Origin of the sequence: Streptomyces parvus, assembly GCF_032121415.1 — a bacterium.
Classification (GTDB): Bacteria; Actinomycetota; Actinomycetes; order Streptomycetales; family Streptomycetaceae; genus Streptomyces; species Streptomyces globisporus_A.
In genome coordinates, this window is the sequence record NZ_CP135079.1 from 864,933 (window position 1) to 885,371 (window position 20,439).

The 20,439-nt window shown below is 70.6% G+C and carries 19 protein-coding genes; 3 read left to right on the plus strand and 16 right to left on the minus strand.

Annotated elements, in window-relative coordinates:
• Positions 1–159 precede the first annotated feature (159 nt).
• Entirely contained in the window at positions 160–861 is a 702-nt protein-coding gene (locus RNL97_RS04915) for a DUF2470 domain-containing protein (RefSeq protein ID WP_243313472.1), read from the plus strand.
• A gap of 19 nt (positions 862–880) precedes the next feature.
• Here the strand turns inward: RNL97_RS04915 and RNL97_RS04920 are convergent, their stop codons facing one another.
• From RNL97_RS04920 to RNL97_RS04935, 4 genes are all read right to left on the minus strand, one after another.
• Positions 881–2,251: a replication-associated recombination protein A gene (locus RNL97_RS04920; protein WP_030589616.1), complete on the minus strand. Its 1,371-nt coding sequence runs from the start codon at positions 2,249–2,251 to the stop codon at positions 881–883.
• Between the two features lie 55 nt (positions 2,252–2,306).
• Positions 2,307–2,945, minus strand: a complete 639-nt coding sequence (locus RNL97_RS04925) for a vitamin K epoxide reductase family protein (protein WP_030589619.1) — start codon at positions 2,943–2,945, stop codon at positions 2,307–2,309.
• Positions 2,946–3,280: 335 nt separating this feature from the next.
• Positions 3,281–4,543: a histidine--tRNA ligase gene (hisS, locus tag RNL97_RS04930; RefSeq protein ID WP_030589622.1), complete on the minus strand. Its 1,263-nt coding sequence runs from the start codon at positions 4,541–4,543 to the stop codon at positions 3,281–3,283.
• A gap of 17 nt (positions 4,544–4,560) precedes the next feature.
• Positions 4,561–5,250, minus strand: a complete 690-nt coding sequence (locus RNL97_RS04935; protein WP_030589625.1) for an MBL fold metallo-hydrolase — start codon at positions 5,248–5,250, stop codon at positions 4,561–4,563.
• Between the two features lie 157 nt (positions 5,251–5,407).
• Between RNL97_RS04935 and RNL97_RS04940 the strand changes: the two genes are divergently transcribed.
• Both RNL97_RS04940 and RNL97_RS04945 read left to right on the plus strand, forming a co-directional pair.
• A complete protein-coding gene (locus RNL97_RS04940) occupies positions 5,408–6,199 on the plus strand; it encodes a peptidylprolyl isomerase (protein ID WP_030589629.1) in 792 nt (263 codons plus the stop codon).
• Positions 6,200–6,412: 213 nt separating this feature from the next.
• Complete coding sequence (locus tag RNL97_RS04945; RefSeq protein WP_030589632.1) at positions 6,413–7,642, plus strand: DUF349 domain-containing protein; 1,230 nt, start codon at positions 6,413–6,415, stop codon at positions 7,640–7,642.
• Between the two features lie 64 nt (positions 7,643–7,706).
• Here the strand turns inward: RNL97_RS04945 and RNL97_RS04950 are convergent, their stop codons facing one another.
• From RNL97_RS04950 to RNL97_RS05005, 12 genes are all read right to left on the minus strand, one after another.
• Positions 7,707–10,328: a RelA/SpoT family protein gene (locus RNL97_RS04950; RefSeq protein WP_313750418.1), complete on the minus strand. Its 2,622-nt coding sequence runs from the start codon at positions 10,326–10,328 to the stop codon at positions 7,707–7,709.
• Between the two features lie 170 nt (positions 10,329–10,498).
• Positions 10,499–11,050, minus strand: a complete 552-nt coding sequence (locus tag RNL97_RS04955; RefSeq protein WP_030589637.1) for an adenine phosphoribosyltransferase — start codon at positions 11,048–11,050, stop codon at positions 10,499–10,501.
• A gap of 3 nt (positions 11,051–11,053) precedes the next feature.
• On the minus strand, positions 11,054–12,136 hold the full coding sequence (secF, locus tag RNL97_RS04960) for a protein translocase subunit SecF (RefSeq protein ID WP_243313476.1): 1,083 nt from the start codon (positions 12,134–12,136) through the stop codon (positions 11,054–11,056).
• 1 nt (position 12,137) lies between these two features.
• Entirely contained in the window at positions 12,138–13,922 is a 1,785-nt protein-coding gene (gene secD, locus RNL97_RS04965) for a protein translocase subunit SecD (protein ID WP_030589642.1), read from the minus strand.
• A 149-nt stretch (positions 13,923–14,071) separates the two neighbouring features.
• Complete coding sequence (gene yajC / locus RNL97_RS04970) at positions 14,072–14,554, minus strand: preprotein translocase subunit YajC (protein WP_030589645.1); 483 nt, start codon at positions 14,552–14,554, stop codon at positions 14,072–14,074.
• 166 nt (positions 14,555–14,720) lie between these two features.
• Positions 14,721–15,806, minus strand: a complete 1,086-nt coding sequence (ruvB, locus tag RNL97_RS04975; protein ID WP_030589647.1) for a Holliday junction branch migration DNA helicase RuvB — start codon at positions 15,804–15,806, stop codon at positions 14,721–14,723.
• A 29-nt stretch (positions 15,807–15,835) separates the two neighbouring features.
• On the minus strand, positions 15,836–16,462 hold the full coding sequence (gene ruvA / locus RNL97_RS04980) for a Holliday junction branch migration protein RuvA (RefSeq protein ID WP_007457926.1): 627 nt from the start codon (positions 16,460–16,462) through the stop codon (positions 15,836–15,838).
• The gene (gene ruvC / locus RNL97_RS04985; protein ID WP_030589650.1) at positions 16,459–17,160 is read right to left on the minus strand and encodes a crossover junction endodeoxyribonuclease RuvC; all 702 of its coding nucleotides are present in this window, start codon (positions 17,158–17,160) and stop codon (positions 16,459–16,461) included. Before ruvC ends, ruvA begins: the two co-directional genes overlap by 4 nt.
• 153 nt (positions 17,161–17,313) lie before the next feature.
• Entirely contained in the window at positions 17,314–18,066 is a 753-nt protein-coding gene (locus tag RNL97_RS04990) for a YebC/PmpR family DNA-binding transcriptional regulator (RefSeq protein ID WP_006123225.1), read from the minus strand.
• 61 nt (positions 18,067–18,127) lie between these two features.
• Positions 18,128–18,721 carry a pyridoxal 5'-phosphate synthase glutaminase subunit PdxT gene (gene pdxT, locus RNL97_RS04995; protein WP_030589653.1) on the minus strand — a complete coding sequence of 198 codons (594 nt, stop codon included), beginning with the start codon at positions 18,719–18,721 and terminating at the stop codon, positions 18,128–18,130.
• A gap of 6 nt (positions 18,722–18,727) precedes the next feature.
• Complete coding sequence (pdxS, locus tag RNL97_RS05000) at positions 18,728–19,648, minus strand: pyridoxal 5'-phosphate synthase lyase subunit PdxS (protein ID WP_030589655.1); 921 nt, start codon at positions 19,646–19,648, stop codon at positions 18,728–18,730.
• Positions 19,649–19,824: 176 nt separating this feature from the next.
• Positions 19,825–20,373 (minus strand): hypothetical protein, encoded by a 549-nt coding sequence (locus tag RNL97_RS05005; RefSeq protein WP_030589658.1) that lies wholly within the window; start codon positions 20,371–20,373, stop codon positions 19,825–19,827.
• Positions 20,374–20,439 lie beyond the last annotated feature (66 nt).

The window sequence follows — 20,439 nt, forward strand, 5'->3', positions numbered from 1 at the left end:
GCTTACCTTACTCAAGGAGATCGTATGTCTCGCCCTGGGAACACCACTCACGTCACGGACAGCACAGACAGCGGCAGCACCTCAGAGGAGGATGCTGCTACGACGGAAGGCCGATCAGATCGTGGCCAGCCGCGTCCCAGCGGGCTAGAAAACACTCGGATGCCGTCAGCAGCCGAGCGCACACGAACTCTCGTACAGAGTACCCGCTCCGCGCTGCTCGTCGTACCGGGGCTCGATCTGGCCCGCGCGGAACCCCTGGTCCCGGAGAGCCGGAGCGTGGGACCCGAGGGCGATGTCTTCCTCGAATTCCCCGCGGATTGCCCGGCTGTTCGGGCCGCGACGCACGCGCAGGGCGACGAGCTGACCGCCGTGCTGGAGATCACGGACGTCGCTCCGGTCTCCGTACCGCACCGGATCCGCGGCCGCGCCTGGGTCTCCGGCTGGCTCACCTCCGTCCCCGGCATCGCCGAGCCCGGCCGGATGATGCTGCGCCTGGAGTTCGGCGAGGGGTACGTGGACGACCTCTGGGGCGCCGAGGACATCGAGCCGGAGGACTTCCGCGACGCGGCCGCCGACCCGCTGGTCCACCACGAGGCGGAGCTGCTCCAGCACCTGGCCTCCGCCCACGACGAGCAGATGCGCGCCCTGTGCGGTCTGCTGGGCGAGCGGACCGCCCGGGCGTGCGCGCCGAACCGGCCGAGCGCGGTGCCCGTGGCACTGGACCGCTTCGGGCTGCGGGTCCGCTTCATCGAGAACAGCAAGGCGTGCTTCGATGCCCGCTTCGAGTTCCCCGAGCCCGTGCGGGGCGTCACCGAACTGCGCCGTGCCATGCACACCCTGTTCGAGGCGGCCGCGTCCTGACCCGGGCGACGGAGGGCCCTTATCCCTGCTCCCCGCCCTCGCCGGCGCGGCCGAGGCGCTCGCGGACGCGCTCGACGACGTCCGCGTACCGGGCCTCGGCGCCGTAGCGGGTGGGTGTGTAGTACTGCCGGTCTCGGACGGCGTCCGGGGCGTACTGCTGGGCGGCGATACCGCCCTGCACGTCGTGCGGATAGACATAGCCCTGCGCGTGGCCGAGCTTGGCGGCGCCCTTGTAGTGGCCGTCGCGCAGATGGGCCGGGACCGGTCCGGCGAGCCCTCTGCGTACGTCGTCCTGCGCGGCGGAGATCGCCAGCGTCGCCGCGTTGGACTTGGGGGCGAGCGCCAGCGCGATGGTGGCGTGGCTGAGGGTGAGCGCCGCCTCCGGGAAACCGATCATGGCGACGGCCTGGGCGGCCGCCACCGCCGTCGGCAACGCGGTGGGATCCGCGAGCCCGATGTCCTCGCTGGCCGAGATCATCAGCCGCCGGGCGATGAACCGGGGGTCCTCCCCCGCCTCGATCATCCGGGCCAGATAGTGCAGAGCGGCGTCCACGTCGGAGCCGCGGATCGACTTGATGAGCGCGCTGGCCACGTCGTAGTGCTGGTCGCCGTCACGGTCGTACTTCACGGCGGCGCGGTCGACGGTCGCCTCGACCGTCTCCAGCGTGATCTCCGCCTCGTGCGTGGCGATGGCCGCACCGGCCGCGGCCTCCAGCGCGGTGAGCGCCCGGCGGGCGTCGCCGCCGGCGATCCGCAGCAGATGCGCCTCGGCGTCCTCGGGCAGGGTGACCGCCCCGCCGAGCCCCCGCTCCTCGGTCAGCGCCCGGCGCAGCAGGGAGCGCAGGTCGTCGTCGGTCAACGGCTCCAGGGTGAGCAGCAGGGAGCGCGAGAGCAGCGGGGAGATGATCGAGAAGTACGGATTCTCCGTGGTGGCGGCGATAAGGGTGACCCAGCGGTTCTCCACGGCGGGCAGCAGGGAGTCCTGCTGGGCCTTGGAGAAGCGGTGGATCTCGTCCAGGAAGAGGACGGTCTCCTTGCCGAAGCCGCCGGTGGCGCGGCGCGCGCTCTCGATGACGGCGCGGACTTCCTTGACGCCCGCGGTGATCGCGGACAGCTCCACGAAACGCTTGTTGGTGGCCTTGCTGACCACATACGCCAGGGTCGTCTTACCGGTTCCGGGCGGGCCCCACAGGATGACGGAGGACGCCCCCGCCGGGCCGCTCCCCCCGTCGCCGACGAGACGGCGCAGGGGCGAGCCCGGCTTCAGCAGATGCTGCTGGCCGACGACCTCGTCGAGAGTGCGCGGACGCATCCGGACAGCGAGGGGGCTGCTGGACGGGTCCTTCTCCTGGCGGTCTTCGGCGGCTGCGGTAAAGAGATCGGGCTCCACGTGATGAAGCCTAAGCGACCCCACTGACAGCCCCGCCAGGGGCGTGTCCGGCGGATCAGCTGGTCCAGAAGTCCCACCAGCGGGTCAGGATCAGCATGCCGATGATCCCGATCCACATCACCGGAAGCACCCAGGCGAACTCGGTGAGCCCGTTCCGCAGCCAGGCCGGGGCCGGGAGGATGCGGTGCTTGACGTTGTGCGTGGTCACGTAGCAGAACATGACGATGGTGGCGACCCAGGCCAGGCAGCACCACAGGCAGAGCGAGTTGATGTTGTACAGCGACTGGTACTGCAGCCAGGTGCAGAAGCCGACGCCGAACAGCGTCCCGGCGTTCAGCCCGAGCCAGAACCAGCTGCGGTAGCGGGCACCGGCGAGCAGGCCCGTCCCGATCGCGATGACCATGCCGTACGTGACCAGACCCAGCATCGGGTTGGGGAACCCGAACGCCGACGCCTGCTCGCTCTTCATGATGTTGCCGCAGGCGACGACGGGGTTGAGGCTGCAGCCTGGCGTGAAGGAGGGGTCTTCCAGCAGCTTGAACTTGTCGATCGTGATGACCCAGGAGGCCAGCAGGCCGGCCGCGCCGGTGATCACCAGAAGCAGGGCTAGACCGCGTCCGGCCCCGAAGGTGCGCTTGCGGCCGCCCTCGTCCTGATCGGAGGAGAGATCGTGGTCTACCGCTGCAGTCGTCATATCGCCGTTCCGTCACCGAGTGGTCAGCCGGGCAAGGTCATTGTGCCGCACCCCCGTACCGGTCCACCGTTCGATGGACATAAAGATGCACGTCGGTGAAGGCCCCCGTGGACGGGATCGAAAGGCCCCCCAGGGGCCCCGACGACGGACGATGCGCGGCTCCTCGGTGCCGGTCCGACGACGCGGAGCACATCGCCCGCCCCAGTGGGGTGCACCGTCAAGGGTGAACGCACGCTCGTAGAGTTGACGGCAGACGGGAAAGCGCGGCCGCCGGGACCTGGAGTCCCGACGGCCGTCTTCGGCGGCCCGCCGGGCCGGGCCGCCGTGGGGTCTCGTCAGCCGAGCCGCTTCGCCAGCTCCGCCGCGGCCTCCGCCAGCGGTACCGCGGTCTGCTCGCCGGACTCCATGTCCTTGAGCTGGACGACGCCCTCGGCGAGATCGCGCTCGCCCGCGACCAGGGTGTAGCGGGCGCCCGAGCGGTTGGCGCTCTTCATCGCGCCCTTCAGGCCGCGGCCGCCGAACGCGAAGTCGGCGGCGATGCCCGTGCGGCGCAGCTCGGTGACGACGCCGAAGAGCACCCGGCGGGCCTCCTCGCCGAGCGGGACCGCGTAGACGCTGGTGGTGGCCGGGAGGTCGAGCTCGACTCCCTCGGCCTCCAGGGCGAGGACCGTGCGGTCCACGCCGAGCGCCCAGCCGACCGACGGCAGCTCGGGGCCGCCGATCATCTCGGAGAGGCCGTCGTAGCGGCCGCCGCCGCCCACCGCGGACTGCGAGCCGAGACCGTCGTGGACGAACTCGAAGGTCGTACGGGTGTAGTAGTCGAGGCCGCGCACCAGCTTCTCGTCGTCCTCGAACGCGACTCCGGCCGCCGCGAGCAGGGCACGGACTTCTTCGTGGTACGCCTTGCACGCGTCGCACAGGTAGTCGCGGAGCTTCGGGGCGTCGGTCAGCTGTTTCTGGACGTCGGCCCGCTTGTCGTCCAGGACGCGCAGCGGGTTGATCTCGATGCGGCGGCGGGTCTCCTCGTCGAGGTCCAGGTCGCGCAGGAAGGTCTGGAGCGCCTCGCGGTAGACCGGGCGGCACTCCTTGTCGCCCAGCGAGTTCAGCAGGATGCGGAACTGGCGCAGGCCCAGCGAGCGGTACGCCTGGTCGGCCAGGATGATCAGCTCGGCGTCCAGGGCCGGGTCCTCGGTGCCGATGGCCTCGGCACCGACCTGCGAGAAGTGGCGGTAACGGCCCGCCTGCGGGCGCTCGTAGCGGTAGTACGAGCCGGAGTACCAGAGCTTGACGGGGAGGTTGCCCGCCTTGTGGAGGTTGGCCTCCAGGGCCGCGCGCAGGACGGACGCGGTGCCCTCGGGACGCAGCGCCAGCTGGTCGCCGCCCTTGGTGGTGAGGGTGTACATCTCCTTGGTGACGATGTCGGTGGACTCGCCGACACCGCGTGCGAACAGCTCGACGTTCTCGAAGCCGGGCGTCTCGATGTAGCCGTAGCCGGAGTCGCGCAGGGGCGCGGAGATGGCCTCGCGCACCGCCAGGAACGTCGCGGAACGGGGCGGGGTCAGGTCGTACGTGCCCTTGGGGGCCTGAAAGGTGCTCACGTGTATACGTCTCTCGTCTACAGTCCTCGACGCGGCGCCGCGTCCAGCCCGTTCAGATACGGATTGGAGGCGCGCTCGCGGCCGATGGTCGTCTGGGGGCCGTGGCCGGACAGCACCACGGTCGAGTCGTCGAGCGGCAGGCACACACGGGCCAGCGACTCGAGCAGCTCGGCGTGGTCGCCGCCGGGCAGGTCGGTACGTCCGACGGAGCCGGCGAAGAGCAGGTCGCCCGAGAAGAGGAGCGGCGGAACGTCCGCGGCCTCGGGCATCCCGAACGTCACCGACCCCTTGGTATGGCCGGGCGCGTGCGAGACACCGAACTCCAGACCGGCCAGGGTCAGCTTCGACCCGTCGGTCAGCTCCTTGACGTCGTCCGGCTCCCCCACGGTCAGCTCGCCCATGAGCGGCATTCCGATGGAGCGGCCGAGCGCCTTCTCCGGATCGCTCATCATGTAGCGGTCCTCCGGGTGGATCCAGGCGGGGACGTCATGGGCGCCGCAGACGGGCACGACCGAGGCGACGTGGTCGATGTGGCCGTGGGTGAGAACGACGGCGACGGGCTTGAGCCGATGCTTCTTCAGCGCTTCCTCGACGCCCTGGGCGGCCTGGTGGCCCGGGTCGATGATCACGCACTCCTCACCGGCGGCGGGGGCGACCAGATAGCAATTGGTCCCCCAGGCCCCGGCGGGGAACCCGGCAATAAGCACGATCGTCCTTAATGTTCGGCGGAGGATGCGGCCCGCAGTACAAGGATGCGGCGGATCAGAGCCTACCGGCGCTCCACATGACACAGGTAACCCATATACGGTACGGGCAGCTCAGGCCCCCATCCGACGATCCACGACGTAACAAGGAGCCCAACCGGTGTCCAGCAGCGAACAGCGGCGGCGGCAGCTCGCCCGGGAGAAGTTCGAGCGCCAGCAGAAGCGCCGGGAGGAAGCCCGCCGCAGGACGAGGCGCATCACCGCGATCGTCGCGGCCTCGGTGGCCGTGGTCGCCGTCGTGGGCGTGAGCGCGTTCGTCGTGGCGGGCAAGGACGACGACAAGGACAAGAAGAGCGAGGCGGCGGCGAGCCAGAGCCCCGCTCCGGAGCCTTCGGAGAGCGAGAGCAAGGCCCCGCTCCCCGCGATGAAGATCGACAAGAAGGCGAAGTACACGATGTCGCTCACGACGAGCCAGGGTGACATCGGGTTCTCGATGGACGCGGCGAAGACCCCGCAGACCGTGAACTCCTTCAAGGCGCTCGCCGACAAGGGCTACTTCGACGACACCAAGTGCCACCGGCTGACCACCCAGGGCATCTTCGTGCTCCAGTGCGGCGACCCCAAGGGCGACGGCACGGGCGGCCCGGGCTACAACATCCCGGACGAGAATGTGGACGCGCTCGGCAAGGCGGGTGCCGACGGCACGGTCGTCTACCCGCCGGGCACGGTGGCGATGGCCAATACCGGCCAGCCGAACTCCGGCGGCAGCCAGTTCTTCCTGGTCTACAAGGAGACGAAGCTCCCGCCCACCTACACCCCGTTCGGCACGATGGACGACGCCTCGCTGAAGGCCGTCCAGAAGGTCGGCGAAGCAGGGGTAGAGGGCGGTGCGGGCGACGGCGCCCCGAAGAAGGCCGTGACGGTGGAGAAGGCCTCGGTCGAGAAGGGCTGAGCCCGCGGGACGGCGACCGGCGGGGAGGGGCCTTCGCCCGGGCGAAGGCCCCTCCCCGCCCGAGCGGATAATTTCAGCCTCGCTGAGTGCGGACAGCCGGGCGGCCGGTCGCCTAGATTGGCGTTGTGCAGGGCGGGCGGTGCCCGCCCCAGGAAACTGTGGACGATGCCCGGGGGGCGAACCCCCTCGCAGGCATCAGGTGGAGGAGGCGCTGTGAGCAGCGACCCGTGGGGCCGCGTCGACGAGACGGGCACCGTGTACGTGCGTACAGCCGAGGGCGAGCAGGTCGTCGGATCGTGGCAGGCCGGTTCCCCCGAGGAGGCCCTGGCCTATTTCGAGCGCAAGTACGACGGCATTGTGGTCGAGATCGGCCTCCTCGAACGGCGGGTGAAGACCACCGATCTGTCGGCCAAGGACGCGACGACGGCCATCGACCATCTGCGGCAGCAGGTCGACGAGCACCACGCGGTGGGCGACCTCGAAGCACTGCGCAAGCGGCTGGACGCGCTCGTCGCGACGGTCGAGGCGCGGCGCGAGGAGCGCAAGGCCCTCAAGGCCAAGCAGACCGACGAGGCCAAGCAGGCCAAGGAGGCGCTGGTCGCCGAGGCCGAGGAGCTGGCGCGGAGCGAGCAGTGGCGGTCGGCCGGCGAGCGGCTGCGGGCGCTGGTGGACACCTGGAAGGGTCTCCCCCGCCTCGACCGCAAGTCGGACGACGAGCTGTGGCACCGCTTCTCGCACGCCCGCTCGGCGTTCTCCAAGCGGCGCAAGGCCCACTTCGCCGCGCTGGACGCCCAGCGCGAGGAGGCCCGCAAGGCCAAGGAGAAGCTGGTCACCGAGGCCGAGTCGCTGTCCGGGTCCACGGACTGGGTCGGCACGGCGGCGCGCTACCGCGACCTGATGACCGAGTGGAAGGCGGCGGGCCGCGCCCAGCGCGAGGCCGAGGACGACCTGTGGAACCGTTTCCGCGGCGCCCAGGACGTCTTCTTCGCCGCCCGCAGCGAGGTCTTCGCGGAGCGGGACGCCGAGCAGGGCGAGAACCTCAAGCTCAAGGAGGAGCTCGCCGCCGAGGCCGAGAAGCTGGTGCCGGTGAAGGACCTGAAGGCGGCCCGCGCCGCGTTCCGGTCCATCAACGAACGCTGGGAGGCCATCGGCCACGTACCGCGTGACGCCCGCCCGAAGGTCGAGGGCCGGATGCAGGCGGTGGAGCGGGCGCTCCTGGAGTCCGAGGAGTCCGAGTGGCGCCGGACGAACCCGGAGGCGCGGGCCCGCGCCGCGGGTCTGACCGGTCAGCTCCAGGCCGCCGTGGACAAGCTGCGCGGTCAGATCGACACCGCGCGTGCCCAGGGCAACAACGCCCGTGCGGACAAGCTGGCCAAGGAGTTGGAGGGCCGCCAGGCGCTGCTGGACCAGGCGCTGAAGGGCCTGGAGGAGTTCGGCGGCTGAGAAGCCGGACAGACAAGGCCCCGGTACGCGATGCGTACCGGGGCCTTCCTCGTTGTGGCAGCGCCTACGGCCTGCGGGCGGACGTGACCCGGTAGACGTCGTAGACACCCTCCACGCCGCGTACGGCCTTCAGGACGTGGCCCAGGTGCTTGGGATCGCCCATCTCGAAGGTGAAGCGCGAGGTGGCCACCCGGTCACGGGACGTCTGGACGGCCGCCGACAGGATGTTGACGTGCTGGTCCGAGAGGATCCGGGTGACGTCGGAGAGCAGCCGGGAGCGGTCCAGGGCCTCGACCTGGATGGCGACCAGGAAGACGGAGGACTGGGTGGGCGCCCACTCGACGTCGAGGATGCGCTCGGGCTGCTGCGACAGCGACTCCACGTTGACGCAGTCCGCCCGGTGCACGGAGACGCCGCTGCCCCGGGTGACGAAGCCGATGATCGGGTCGCCGGGGACGGGCGTACAGCAGCGGGCCAGCTTGACCCAGACGTCCTCGACGCCCTTGACGACGACGCCGGGGTCCGCGTTGGCGCGGCGTTTGCTGCGGCCGCCGTGCGAGGGCGGGGTGGACTCTGCGATGTCCTCGTTGGCCTCGTCATGGCCACCGAGGGCCTGCACCAACTTCTGGACGACGCCCGCCGCCGCGACATGGCCCTCGCCGATCGCCGCGTACAGCGAGGAGATGTCGGGGTAGCGCATCTCGTGGGCGAGGGTGACCAGGGAGTCGCCGGTCAGAATGCGCTGGATCGGCAGGTTCTGCTTGCGCATGGCGCGCGCGATGGCGTCCTTGCCCTGCTCGATGGCCTCGTCGCGGCGCTCCTTGGAGAACCAGGCGCGGATCTTGTTGCGGGCGCGCGGCGACTTGACGAAGCCGAGCCAGTCCCGGGAGGGTCCGGCGCCGGCCGCCTTGGAGGTGAAGACCTCGACCAGGTCGCCGTTGTCGAGCGTCGATTCGAGCGGCACGAGCCGCCCGTTGACGCGTGCTCCTATGGTCCGGTGGCCGACCTCGGTGTGGACGGCGTACGCGAAGTCGACGGGGGTCGCGCCGGCGGGCAGCGCTATGACGTCGCCCTTCGGCGTGAAGACGAAGACCTCGTTGCGCGAGAGGTCGAAGCGCAGGGACTCCAGGAACTCCCCGGGGTCCTCGGTCTCCTTCTGCCAGTCCAGGAGCTGGCGCAGCCACGCCATGTCGTTCACCGTGTCCTGGCCGCGCCCGGTGTTCTTGGGGACGTCGGTACGGACCTTGGAGGCGCCGGCCACGGCCTCCTGCTTGTACTTCCAGTGGGCAGCGATGCCGTACTCGGCGCGGCGGTGCATGTCGAACGTACGGATCTGAAGCTCGACGGGCTTGCCGCTGGGACCGATCACCGTGGTGTGCAGCGACTGGTACATGTTGAACTTGGGCATCGCGATGTAGTCCTTGAACCGCCCGGGCACCGGGTTCCACCGGGCGTGAACGGTGCCGAGCGCCGCGTAGCAGTCGCGGACCGTGTCGACCAGGACGCGGATGCCCACCAGGTCGTAGATCTCGGCGAAGTCGCGGCCTCGCACGATCATCTTCTGGTAGACGCTGTAGTAGTGCTTGGGGCGGCCGGTGACGGTGGCCTTGATGCGGGCGGCGCGCAGGTCGGACTGGACCTCGTCGGTCACTATGGCGAGGTATTCGTCGCGCTTGGGGGCCCGCTCGGCGACGAGGCGGACGATCTCGTCGTACATCTTGGGGTAGAGGATCGCGAAGGCGAGGTCCTCCAGCTCCCACTTGATGGTGTTCATGCCCAGCCGGTGCGCCAGCGGGGCGTAGATCTCCAGCGTCTCGCGGGCCTTCTTCTCCTGCTTCTCCCGCTTGAGGTAGCGCATGGTGCGCATGTTGTGCAGGCGGTCGGCGAGCTTGATGACGAGGACCCGGGGGTCCTTGGCCATCGCGACGACCATCTTGCGTACGGTCTCGGCCTGGGCGGCCTCGCCGAACTTGACCTTGTCCAGCTTGGTGACGCCGTCGACGAGCAGGGCGACCTGGTCGCCGAAGTCGCGCTTGAGGGTGTCCAGGCCGTACTCGGTGTCCTCGACCGTGTCGTGCAGCAGGCCCGCCATCAGCGTCGCCGGGTCCATGCCCAGCTCGGCGAGGATCGTGGTGACGGCCAGCGGGTGGGTGATGTAGGGGTCGCCGCTCTTGCGCTTCTGGCCCCGGTGCCAGCGCTCGGCGACCTGGTAGGCCTTCTCGATCTGCCGGAGCGTGGCCGTCTCGATCTTGGGGTCGTTGCCCCGGACCGTACGCAGCAGCGGTTCCAGGACCGGGTTGTACGGGCTGGAGCGCTGTACGCCCAGCCGGGCGAGGCGGGCCCGCACCCGGTTGGAGGAGCCGCCGGAGCGGGAGGCGGAGCCACTGGTGGATCCGGCCTTCGCCGGGGGCCCGGGGGGCGGGGGCTTGGGCGCGGCGGACGCCGGTTTCCTGGCCGGGGGCTGCGCGGGGCCCGTCGTCCCTGCAGGTTTCGGCGGGGCCTCGGGGGCCGCGGGCTTCTCGGGAGGAGTGGCGGGCTTCGCGGCCCGGGGGCGCGCGGGATCGGCGGCCGGCTCGGCGGGCGCGGGCTCCGGCGCGTTCGAGGGCGCAGCCTTCTCCGGCGTGGCGGGGGCCGCCACGGGCTTGTCGGGCTGCGGGGCGGCGGCTGGCTGGGCCTCGTCTGGCAAGAGCGCTCCTCGTGCGGATCCGGGGTACCCGGAGAGCCCATGGTATCGATCCCCCGGCGGGACCTCGCCCGGGGACGGTGGGAGAAGGAACAACGCGGAGCGGGCACCCGGTGTTCCCGGGTGCCCGCTCCGCTGCGCTCGATGTCCGTCACCGGACCGCGGTCCGGTGTTCAGACCGTGATCAGGGCCTCCAGCGGGGTGCCGGCGAGGCCCGGCTCCAGGCGGGCGCGGCCCGCGAGGAAACCGAGCTCCATGAGGACCGCGACGCCCGCGACCTGGGCGCCGGCCCGCCGAATGAGGTCCAGCGAGGCCTCGGCGGTGCCGCCGGTGGCGAGGACGTCGTCGATGACCATGACCCGGTCGTCGGCGTCGAGGTCCTCGGCGTGGATCTCGATCTCCGCGCTGCCGTACTCCAGCTCGTAGGTCTGGCTCAGCGTGGCTCCGGGGAGCTTTCCGGCCTTGCGGACCGGGACGAAGCCGATGCCCGCCCGGACCGCGACGGGCGCGGCCAGGATGAACCCGCGCGCCTCCAGGCCGACGATCTTCGTGGCGCCGTGCCGCACGCACAGCTCCGCGAGGGCGTCGGTGAGCGCCGTGAAGGCGACCGGGTCCGCGAGCAGCGGGGTGATGTCCTTGAACACCACGCCCGGCTTCGGGTAGTCCGCGACATCGCGGATCCGGCTGAGCAGCAGCTCCCTGAGGGATTCGGTGGTGCTCGTCATCGCTCAGCGCTTCCCGGGGGTGCGGTGCGACCGGGGGCGGCCGATCGCCGTGCCCGCGGTCTCCGCGCCGTCGCGCGGGCCCTCGGGGCCGTCGTCGGGGGACTCGCCCTTGGCGGCCGCGGCGGCCCGCTTGGCCAGGACCCGCTTCTTCAGCGCCTTCATCTGCGGGTCGCGTTCCTTGAGGTCGGCGACGAGCGGCGTGGCGATGAAGATCGAGGAGTAGGCACCGGCGGCGAGACCGACGAACAGCGACAGCGAGATGTCGTTCAGCATGCCCGCGCCGAGGACGCCGCCGCCGATGAACAGCAGGCCGGCGACCGGCAGGAGCGCCACCACGGTGGTGTTGATGGAGCGGACCAGAGTGCTGTTGATCGACCGGTTGGCGATCTCGCTGTACGTGTAGCGGGTCTGCTTGGTGATGTCCTTCTGGCCCTCCTTCAGGCTGTCGAAGACGACCACCGTGTCGTACAGGGAGTAACCGAGAATGGTCAGCAGACCGATCACCGTGCCCGGGGTGACCTCGAAGCCGACCAGGGCGTAGACGCCGACCGTGATGGTGATGTCGTGGATCAGCGCGACGAGGGCGGCGACGGCCATCCGCCACTCGAAGGCGATGGCCAGATAGATCACCACCAGGATCATGAAGACTCCGAGGCCGGTCCACGCCTTGTTGGCGATCTGCTCACCCCAGCTGGGGCCGACCAGGTCCGCGTTGATGTCGTTGGCGGGGATGCCGAGCTCGTCGGAGAGGGTCTCCTTGATCTCGTTCGCCTTGGCGGTGTCGACCTCGGTGATCTGGATGCGCAGACCGCCGTTGCCCAGCTCCTGGACGATCGCCATGTGGCCGGAGGCCTCGGTCGCCACGTCCGTGGCCTGGGCGGTGGAGATCTGGGCCTTGGTGTCGGTCGTGAAGACCGCGCCGCCCTTGAACTCGATGCCCATGCGGAGGCCGCCGACCGCCACGCCGATGATGGCCGTGATGGTGATCAGTATCGAGACGCCGTACCAGATCTTGCGGTTGCGGATGAAGTCGTAGCCGACCTCGCCGCGGTAGAGCCGGGCGCCGAGATTGCCGAGTCGCGACATCTCACGCCTCCTTCGGTTCGGTGGGGGCGTTGACACGGCGCGAACGGCGCAGCGGCGGCTGGGCGCCGAGCCGCTTCGGGTCCAGCCCGGACCACGGGCCGCCCCTGGAGAAGAACTTCGTCCGGCCCATGAGCGTCATCAGGGGCTTGGTGAAGAGGAACACCACGACGACGTCGAGCAGGGTGGTGAGGCCGAGCGTGAAGGCGAAGCCCTGCACCTTGCCGACGGTGACGATGAAGAGCACCGCGGCGGCCAGGAACGACACGAAGTCGGAGACCAGGATGGTGCGCCGGGCACGCGGCCAGGCGCGCTCGATGGCCGGTCGCAGCGTGCGTCCTTCGCGGATCTCGTCTCTGACGCGTTCGAAGTAGACGATGAAGGAGTCCGCTGTGATGCCGATGGCGACGATGGCGCCACAGACCGCCGGGAGGTTCAGCGCGAACCCGATGGCCGGGCCCAGCAAGGACATGATCGTGTACGTCAGGATGCCGGAGACCAGAAGGCTCAGCAGCGCGATGAACGCGAGACCCCGGTAGTAGACGACCAGGTAGATGATGACCAGCGCCAGGCCGATCGCACCGGCGATCAGGCCCGCCTGGAGCTGCTCGCTGCCGAGCGCGGCGGTCACCGTGGTGACGCTGACCTCCTTGAAGGTCAGCGGCAGGGCGCCGTAGGAGAGGATGTTGCCGAGGTCCTCGGCCGACTGCTGGTCGAAGCTGCCGGAGATCTGGGCGTTCTTGCTGAGGGCCGTGCGCACCGACGGGGCGGAGACGACCTCGCCGTCGAGGACGATCGCGAACTGGTTCATGGGCGGTTGCTGCTGCGAGAGCCGGCCGGTGATCGTCTGGAACTTCTTGGCGCCGGCGGAGGTGAACTCCATCGACACGATCCACTCGCCGGACTGCTGGTCGATGGCGCCCTTGGCGTCGTCGACGTCGCTGCCGGAGACCTCGGCGGGGCCGAGGATGTACTTCTCGTAGCTGCCCGGGACGTTCGAGCCGCAGGCGACGATCGAGTCGGTGGGCTTGGCGTTCTTGCCCGCGTCGGACCGCTGCTTGGGGTCGGTGCAGTCGAGCTTGGTGAACTCCTCCTGGAGCTTGGCCGTGGCCGGGTCCGCGGAGGGCGACGCCTCGGGGGACTCCGACGCCTTCGGCTTGTCGGAGGCGCCGGGGGTCGGGTCGTCCTTCTTCAGGGCGCCGGTGACCGCGCGGCCCTGGGTGGTGGCGCTCGCCGAGGGGGTGGCCTCCGAACCGGTGGCCTCCTCACCCTGGGGCTTGTCCTCGTCCGTCGCCTTGTCCCCGCCCTGGGCGGACTCGCCGGGCTTCGGGGTGCCGGAGGCCGAGGGGGAGCCGGAGGGCTTGGGCGTCTCGGGACCGCTCGCCTGCACCGTCAGCACAGGCCGGAAGTAGAGCTGGGCGGTGGTACCGACCTGCTCCTGGGCCTGCTTGGAGTTCGTCCCCTTGGGGATGTTGACGATGATGTTCTTGTTGCCCTGGGTCTGGACCTCGGCCTCGGAGACGCCCAGACCGTTGACCCGCCGCTCGATGATCCCGACCGCGGTGTCCATGTTGGTCTGGTTGATCGCGTTCGGCTTGCCGGGCTGGTTCTGCGCTTCCAGCGTGATCGACGTGCCGCCGGCCAGGTCGATGCCCAGCCGGGGTGTGGTGTGCCCGGACAGGAACATCCCGCCGGCGAGCGCGACCATGGCGATGAGGATCAGAGCCAGGGCACGCCCCGGCCTGCCCTGACCGCCGGCCGGCCCTCGGCCCTTCTTGGGTGCTGCCACCTTCTCGTTTCTCCCTGTCCAACCGCCCGCGCCGGGTACGCGCCCGAGCGGCCACGAAGTGTAGTGGGGACCCTGCCCCCGCAGACGACCGCACGGTCCCGGGGACGCCCCGCGCCGGTGGGCGCGCGACGTCCCCGGGATCGTGAGAACTACTTGGAGTCGGCGTCGCCGTCGGTCTTGCCCTCGCCCTTGGCGTCCTTGACGTCCTTGGCCGTGGCGTCCTCGGCCTCGGCGTCGTCGGCCGCGCCGTCCTTGCCCAGGTCGATCTTGGCGACCTCGGCGTCCCCCTCACCGGTCAGCGAGGAGGCGTCGTCGGGAACGACGGTGCCGTCCGTGTCCAGCTCCGGGTCGTCGCCGTGCACGATGCGGTTGTACTCCGCGTCGTCCAGGACGGCGCCGATGGCGTTCTTCGCGTAGACGGCGTGCACGCCGGGGGCGACCTCGAGGAGCACCGTGTCGTCGTGGACTTCCTTGACGGTCGCGTACATGCCCCCGATCGTCCGGACGCCGGTGCCGGGCTGCATGTCGTTGCGCATCTGGGCGGCCGCCGCCTGCTTCTTCTTGGCGGAGCGGGTCATCAGGAACATGGCCCCGATGAGCACGATGAAGGGGAGAAGAGTCAAGAGATCCACGGGACGGGAATTCCTTCGCACGACCGCGCTGGAATGCGGCCTGTATATACGGGGGTGGGTACACCGACCGGTTAGGGCGGCATCGGCGGAGTCTAAGCGAGTCCGCATCGATGGAACAACGCCCAGCATGGCACCCAGGTTCCTGTCCGCGCGAACCTGTGACGCATCACGCCCCGAACAGGCCCTGTTGTCCCTTTGCTCCGTGGTGCGGCGGGACCAGTCCCAGATGCGCCCAGGCCGCGGGCGTGGCGACCCGGCCGCGCGGGGTCCTGGCCAGCAGTCCTTCCCTTACGAGGAAGGGCTCGGCGACCTCCTCGACGGTCTCGCGCTCCTCCCCCACGGCGACCGCCAGGGTGGACAGGCCCACGGGGCCGCCGCCGAACAGCTTCAGCAGGGCGCCGAGGACGGCGCGGTCCAGCCGATCGAGTCCGCGGGCGTCAACCTCGTACACCTTGAGGGCCGCCGCGGCGATCTCCCGGTCGATCGCTCCCTCCGCCTTGACCTGGGCGTAGTCGCGGACGCGGCGGAGCAGCCGGTTGGCGATACGGGGGGTGCCCCGGGAGCGTCCGGCGATCTCGGCGGCGCCCTCCACATCGATGCCCACGTCCAGGAGGCGGGCGGAACGGTGGACGACGCGTTCCAGCTCGGCCGGGGCGTAGAACTCCATGTGCCCGGTGAAGCCGAAGCGGTCGCGCAGCGGGGGCGGCAGCAGTCCGGCCCGGGTGGTGGCCCCGACCAGGGTGAAGGGGGGCAGCTCCAGCGGGATCGCGGTGGCGCCGGGGCCCTTGCCGACGATGACGTCGACCCGGAAGTCCTCCATCGCCATGTAGAGCATCTCCTCGGCGGGCCGGGACATGCGGTGGATCTCGTCGAGGAAGAGGACCTCGCCCTCCTGGAGGGAGGAGAGGATCGCCGCGAGGTCGCCGGCGTGCTGGATGGCGGGGCCCGAGGTGATGCGGATCGGGGCGTTCATCTCGGCCGCGATGATCATCGAAAGGGTGGTCTTGCCGAGGCCGGGGGCGCCGGAGAGCAGCACGTGGTCGGCGGTGGCACCGCGGGCGCGGGCCGCCTTGAGGACCAGGTCGAGCTGTTCGCGGACCTTCTCCTGGCCGACGAACTCCTCCAGGTCCTTGGGGCGCAGCGCCGCCTCGACCGCGGTGTCCTCTCCGTCCGCGTCCGCGTCGACCAGCCGGTCGTCGAAGACCGGGCCGGTCGGCTCGTCGGTCTCGGGTCCGGTCTCGTCCCAGTTCATCAAGGGCCTCTTCGGTGGTTCGGTGCCGGTCAGCGTGCGCGGTTGAGAGTCTGCAGGGCGGCCCGCAGCAACTGGGGCACGGGGGGTGCGGTGCCCTCGGCGACGGCCGCCTCGGCCTGCGGGGCGACGGCGTTGACGGCCTCGTCCGCCTCGCGGCTCGCGTAGCCGAGGCCGATCAGGGCGGCCTGGAGCTGGTCGCGCCAGCCCGAGGTGACGGGGGTGCCGATGCCCTGCTGGCCGATGTGCGCGCCGACCGGTTCGCCGAGCCGGTCCTTGAGCTCCAGCAGCAGCTTCTGGGCGCCCTTCTTCCCGATGCCGGAGACGGCGGTCAGCGCCTTCTCGTCGCCGGTGGAGACCGCGAGACGCAGGGCGTCGGGGCTGTGGGTGGCGAGCATCGCCTGGGCGAGCCGGGGCCCGACTCCACTGGCGGTCTGGAGCAGCTCGAACACCTGTCGCTCGTCGTCGTCCCGGAAGCCGTACAGGGTGAGGGAGTCCTCCCGGACGACGAGGGAGGTGGCGAGCCGGGCCTCCTTGCCGACGCGCAGGTCGGCGAGGGTGTGCGGGGTGCACTGGACGGCCATGCCGATGCCGCCGACCTCGATGACGGCCGTGGTCGGGGCGAGGGCGGCCACCGGGCCGGAGACGAAGGCGATCATGCGGTGCGGCCTTTCAGCGTGCGAGGCGTGCCGGGGGTACGGGGGGTGCCGGTCGCGCCGGGAGTGGTGCCCGAGGTACCGGTGACGCCGGGAGTGGTGCCGGACGAGCCGGGTGTACCGGATGTGCGCGGCGTGCGCGAGACACCGGGCGCACGGGCGGCGCCCAAGGCCCCGGGGGCGCCGGACGTGCGGTGGGCCGCCACCGCCTGCTGGAGCCGGTTCTGCGCGGGAGCCCGCCAGATGTGGCAGATGGCGAGGGCCAGGGCGTCGGCGGCGTCGGCGGGCTTGGGCGGCGCGTCCAGTCTGAGCAGCCGGGTCACCATGGCCCCGACCTGGGCCTTCTCCGCGCGGCCCGATCCGGTGACGGCGGCCTTGACCTCGCTGGGCGTGTGCAGGGCGACCGGGATGCCCCGGCGGGCGGCGCAGAGCATGGCGATCGCGCTGGCCTGGGCGGTGCCCATCACCGTACGGACGTTGTGCTGGGCGAAGACCCGCTCCACCGCCACACAACCCGGGGAGTACTCGTCGAGCCAGGCTTCGATGCCCCGCTCCACGGCGACGAGCCGATCACCCAGCTCCGCGTCGGCCGGGGTGCGCACGACGCCGACGCCGAGCATGGTCAGCGGGCGGCCCGCGACCCCCTCGACCACGCCGACACCGCACCGGGTCAGTCCCGGGTCAACGCCCAGAACCCGCATGGAGCCCCCCTGTCCTCGCTGCTCGCGACGCCCACTCGTTCATCTGTTCCCGCAGGCTATCGGCTCGCACCGACAATGCCTCGCAACCACATGACGACGGGCCGACGGGGTGTCCCCGTCGGCCCGTCGTACCGTGCTGTACCAGCCCGCGCCTCAGGCGTCGACCTTCTCCATGACCTCGTCGGACACGTCGAAGTTGGCGAAGACGTTCTGCACGTCGTCGCTGTCCTCCAGCGCGTCGATGAGCTTGAAGATCTTGCGGGCGCCCTCTTCGTCCAGCTCGACCTGCATGGTGGGCAGGAAGTTGGCCTCGGCGGAGTCGTAGTCGATGCCCGCCTCCTGGAGGGCGGTGCGCACCGCGACCATGTCGGTGGCCTCGCTGACCACCTCGAAGGTCTCGCCGAGGTCGTTGACCTCCTCGGCGCCCGCGTCGAGGACCGCGCCGAGGACGTCGTCCTCGGTCAGCTCGCCCTTGGGCACGATCACGACGCCCTTGCGGTTGAACAGGTACGAGACGGAGCCGGGGTCGGCCATCGAGCCGCCGTTCCGGGTCATCGCGACACGTACGTCGGACGCGGCACGGTTGCGGTTGTCGGTGAGGCACTCGATGAGCACCGCGACACCGTTGGGGCCGTAACCCTCGTACATGATCGTCTCGTAGTCGGTACCGCCCGCTTCGAGACCGCCGCCGCGCTTGACGGCGGAATCGATGTTCTTGTTCGGAACGGAACTCTTCTTCGCCTTCTGGATGGCATCGACGAGCGTCGGGTTGCCGTCGGGGTCGACACCGCCGGAGCGGGCCGCGACCTCGATGTTCTTGATCAGCTTCGCGAAGAGCTTGCCGCGCTTGGCGTCAATCACGGCCTTCTTGTGCTTCGTCGTAGCCCATTTAGAGTGGCCGGACATCTGCCTTCTCCTTCGCGTCACCAGAATCGAGTCGAACCCGAGAGATCCTACCGGGGTCCGCTCACTTCACTGCGCGCACCATGTCCACGAACAGAGCGTGCACGCGATGGTCGCCGGTCAGTTCGGGATGGAACGACGTGGCGAGGGCATTTCGCTGGCGTACGGCCACGATGTGACCGCCGTGCTCGGCGATGACCTGCGCCTCGGCCCCGACGGACTCCACCCAGGGGGCGCGGATGAAGACGCCCTCCACGGGGCCGCCGTCGACCCCGGCGACCTCGACCGCGGCCTCGAACGACTCGTTCTGCCGGCCGAACGCGTTGCGCCGCACGATCATGTCGATGCCGCCGACGGTCTCCTGGCCCGAGCGCGGGTCGAGGATCTTCTCGGCCAGCATGATCATGCCGGCGCAGGTGCCGTAGACGGGCATCCCGGACCGGACCCGCTCGCGCAGCGGCTCCATCATGCCGAAGAGGACCGCCAGCTTGGACATGGTGGTCGACTCGCCGCCCGGGACGACCAGACCGTCGACCTCCGCCAGCTCCTCGGGGCGCCGGACCGGCCTGGCCAGGGCATCAGCCGAGGCCAGGGCGATCAGGTGCTCCCGTACGTCGCCCTGGAGCGCCAGGACACCGATCACAGGGGTGTCACTCATCAGTGGTTACCAGCCGCGGTTGGCGTAGCGCTCGGACTCGGGCAGGGTGTCGCAGTTGATGCCGACCATGGCCTCGCCCAGATTGCGGGAGGCGTCCGCGATGACCTTCGGGTCGTCGTAGAAGGTGGTGGCCTTCACGATGGCGGCGGCGCGCTTGGCCGGGTCGCCGGACTTGAAGATGCCGGAGCCGACGAAGACGCCCTCAGCCCCGAGCTGGCGCATCAAGGCGGCGTCGGCGGGGGTGGCGACGCCACCGGCGGAGAACAGCACGACGGGCAGCTTGCCGAGCTCCGCCACCTCCTTGACCAGCTCGTAGGGGGCACGCAGGTCCTTGGCGGCGGCGTACAGCTCGTTGTTGTCGAAGCCGCGCAGACGCGCGATCTCGTTCTTGATCTGGCGCAGGTGGCGGACGGCCTCGACGACGTTGCCGGTGCCGGCCTCGCCCTTCGAGCGGATCATGGCCGCGCCCTCGGCGATGCGGCGCAGGGCCTCGCCCAGGTTGGTGGCGCCGCAGACGAAGGGGGTGGTGAAGGCGAACTTGTCGCTGTGGTTGACCTCGTCGGCCGGGGTCAGGACCTCGGACTCGTCGATGTAGTCGACACCGAGGGACTGGAGGACCTGGGCCTCGACGAAGTGGCCGATGCGGGACTTGGCCATGACCGGGATGGAGACGGCCCCGATGATCTCCTCGATCATGTTGGGGTCGGACATCCGGGCCACGCCGCCGTCCTTGCGGATGTCGGCGGGGACCCGCTCCAGGGCCATGACGGCCACGGCGCCCGCGTCCTCGGCGATCTTCGCCTGCTCGGCGTCGACGACGTCCATGATCACGCCGCCCTTGAGCTGCTCGGCCATGCCGCGCTTGACGCGGGCGGTGCCGGTGGCGGCGGACTCGGCGGACTGCGGGGTGCTGGGAAGCGTGGACACGGGACCTCACTCGGTGAAAGACGCTGGATACTGCATCGCCGAGCAAACGCTGTGGAAGCAGGCCACAGCAAGGGCCAATGAACAGGCCGTGGATCGTTTTGGCCTGGGATCGTGCTCCGGCTCGGAGGCTGCCGGGTGGCCTCGGGCCGCCCGGGCCGAGGTCACCCGACGTCCTCTCAGGTGCCCGGGCGGTCCGCGAGGGCCACCGGCGGGGCGTCGTCCATCTCGAAGGCGAGCGGGAAGGGGGCGTGCCCGGCCAGCCGGAGGAGCCGGACGGTACGGTGCCGGCGCAGGGCGCGGGCGGCGCGCACGGCGTCGTTGTGGAAGCGGCGGGCCATGGGCACGCGGCGTACGGCGGCGGCCAGTTCGGTGGCCGCCTCCTCGCCGCCGGGGATCTCCTTCACCGCGTCGACCTGGGCAGGTTCGCCGAAGACGGCCCGCAGCGCGGTGCTCAGCTCGCTCTCGGCGACCTCGCGGTGGTCCTCCTCGGCCTGCCGGGCGGCGTGCGCGGCCTCGTACAGGACGATCGAGGCGGCCGGGTCCAGGACGCCGGAGGTGGCCAGCTCCTGGGTGACCGAGGCGCGGCGCAGCAGTTGGGCGTCGAGGGCGGCGCGGGCGGCGTCGATCCGGGAGTGCAGGCGGTCGAGCCGGCCGGCGGTCCAGCTGAGGTACACGCCGATCGCGATGAGCGCGACGACGATCCAGACGATGAGGGTTACGGTCACGGGCCCACACGCTACCGTCGCGCGGGGCCCGGACCTCAACCGCCGGGAGCCCCACGCTCGGCGGGG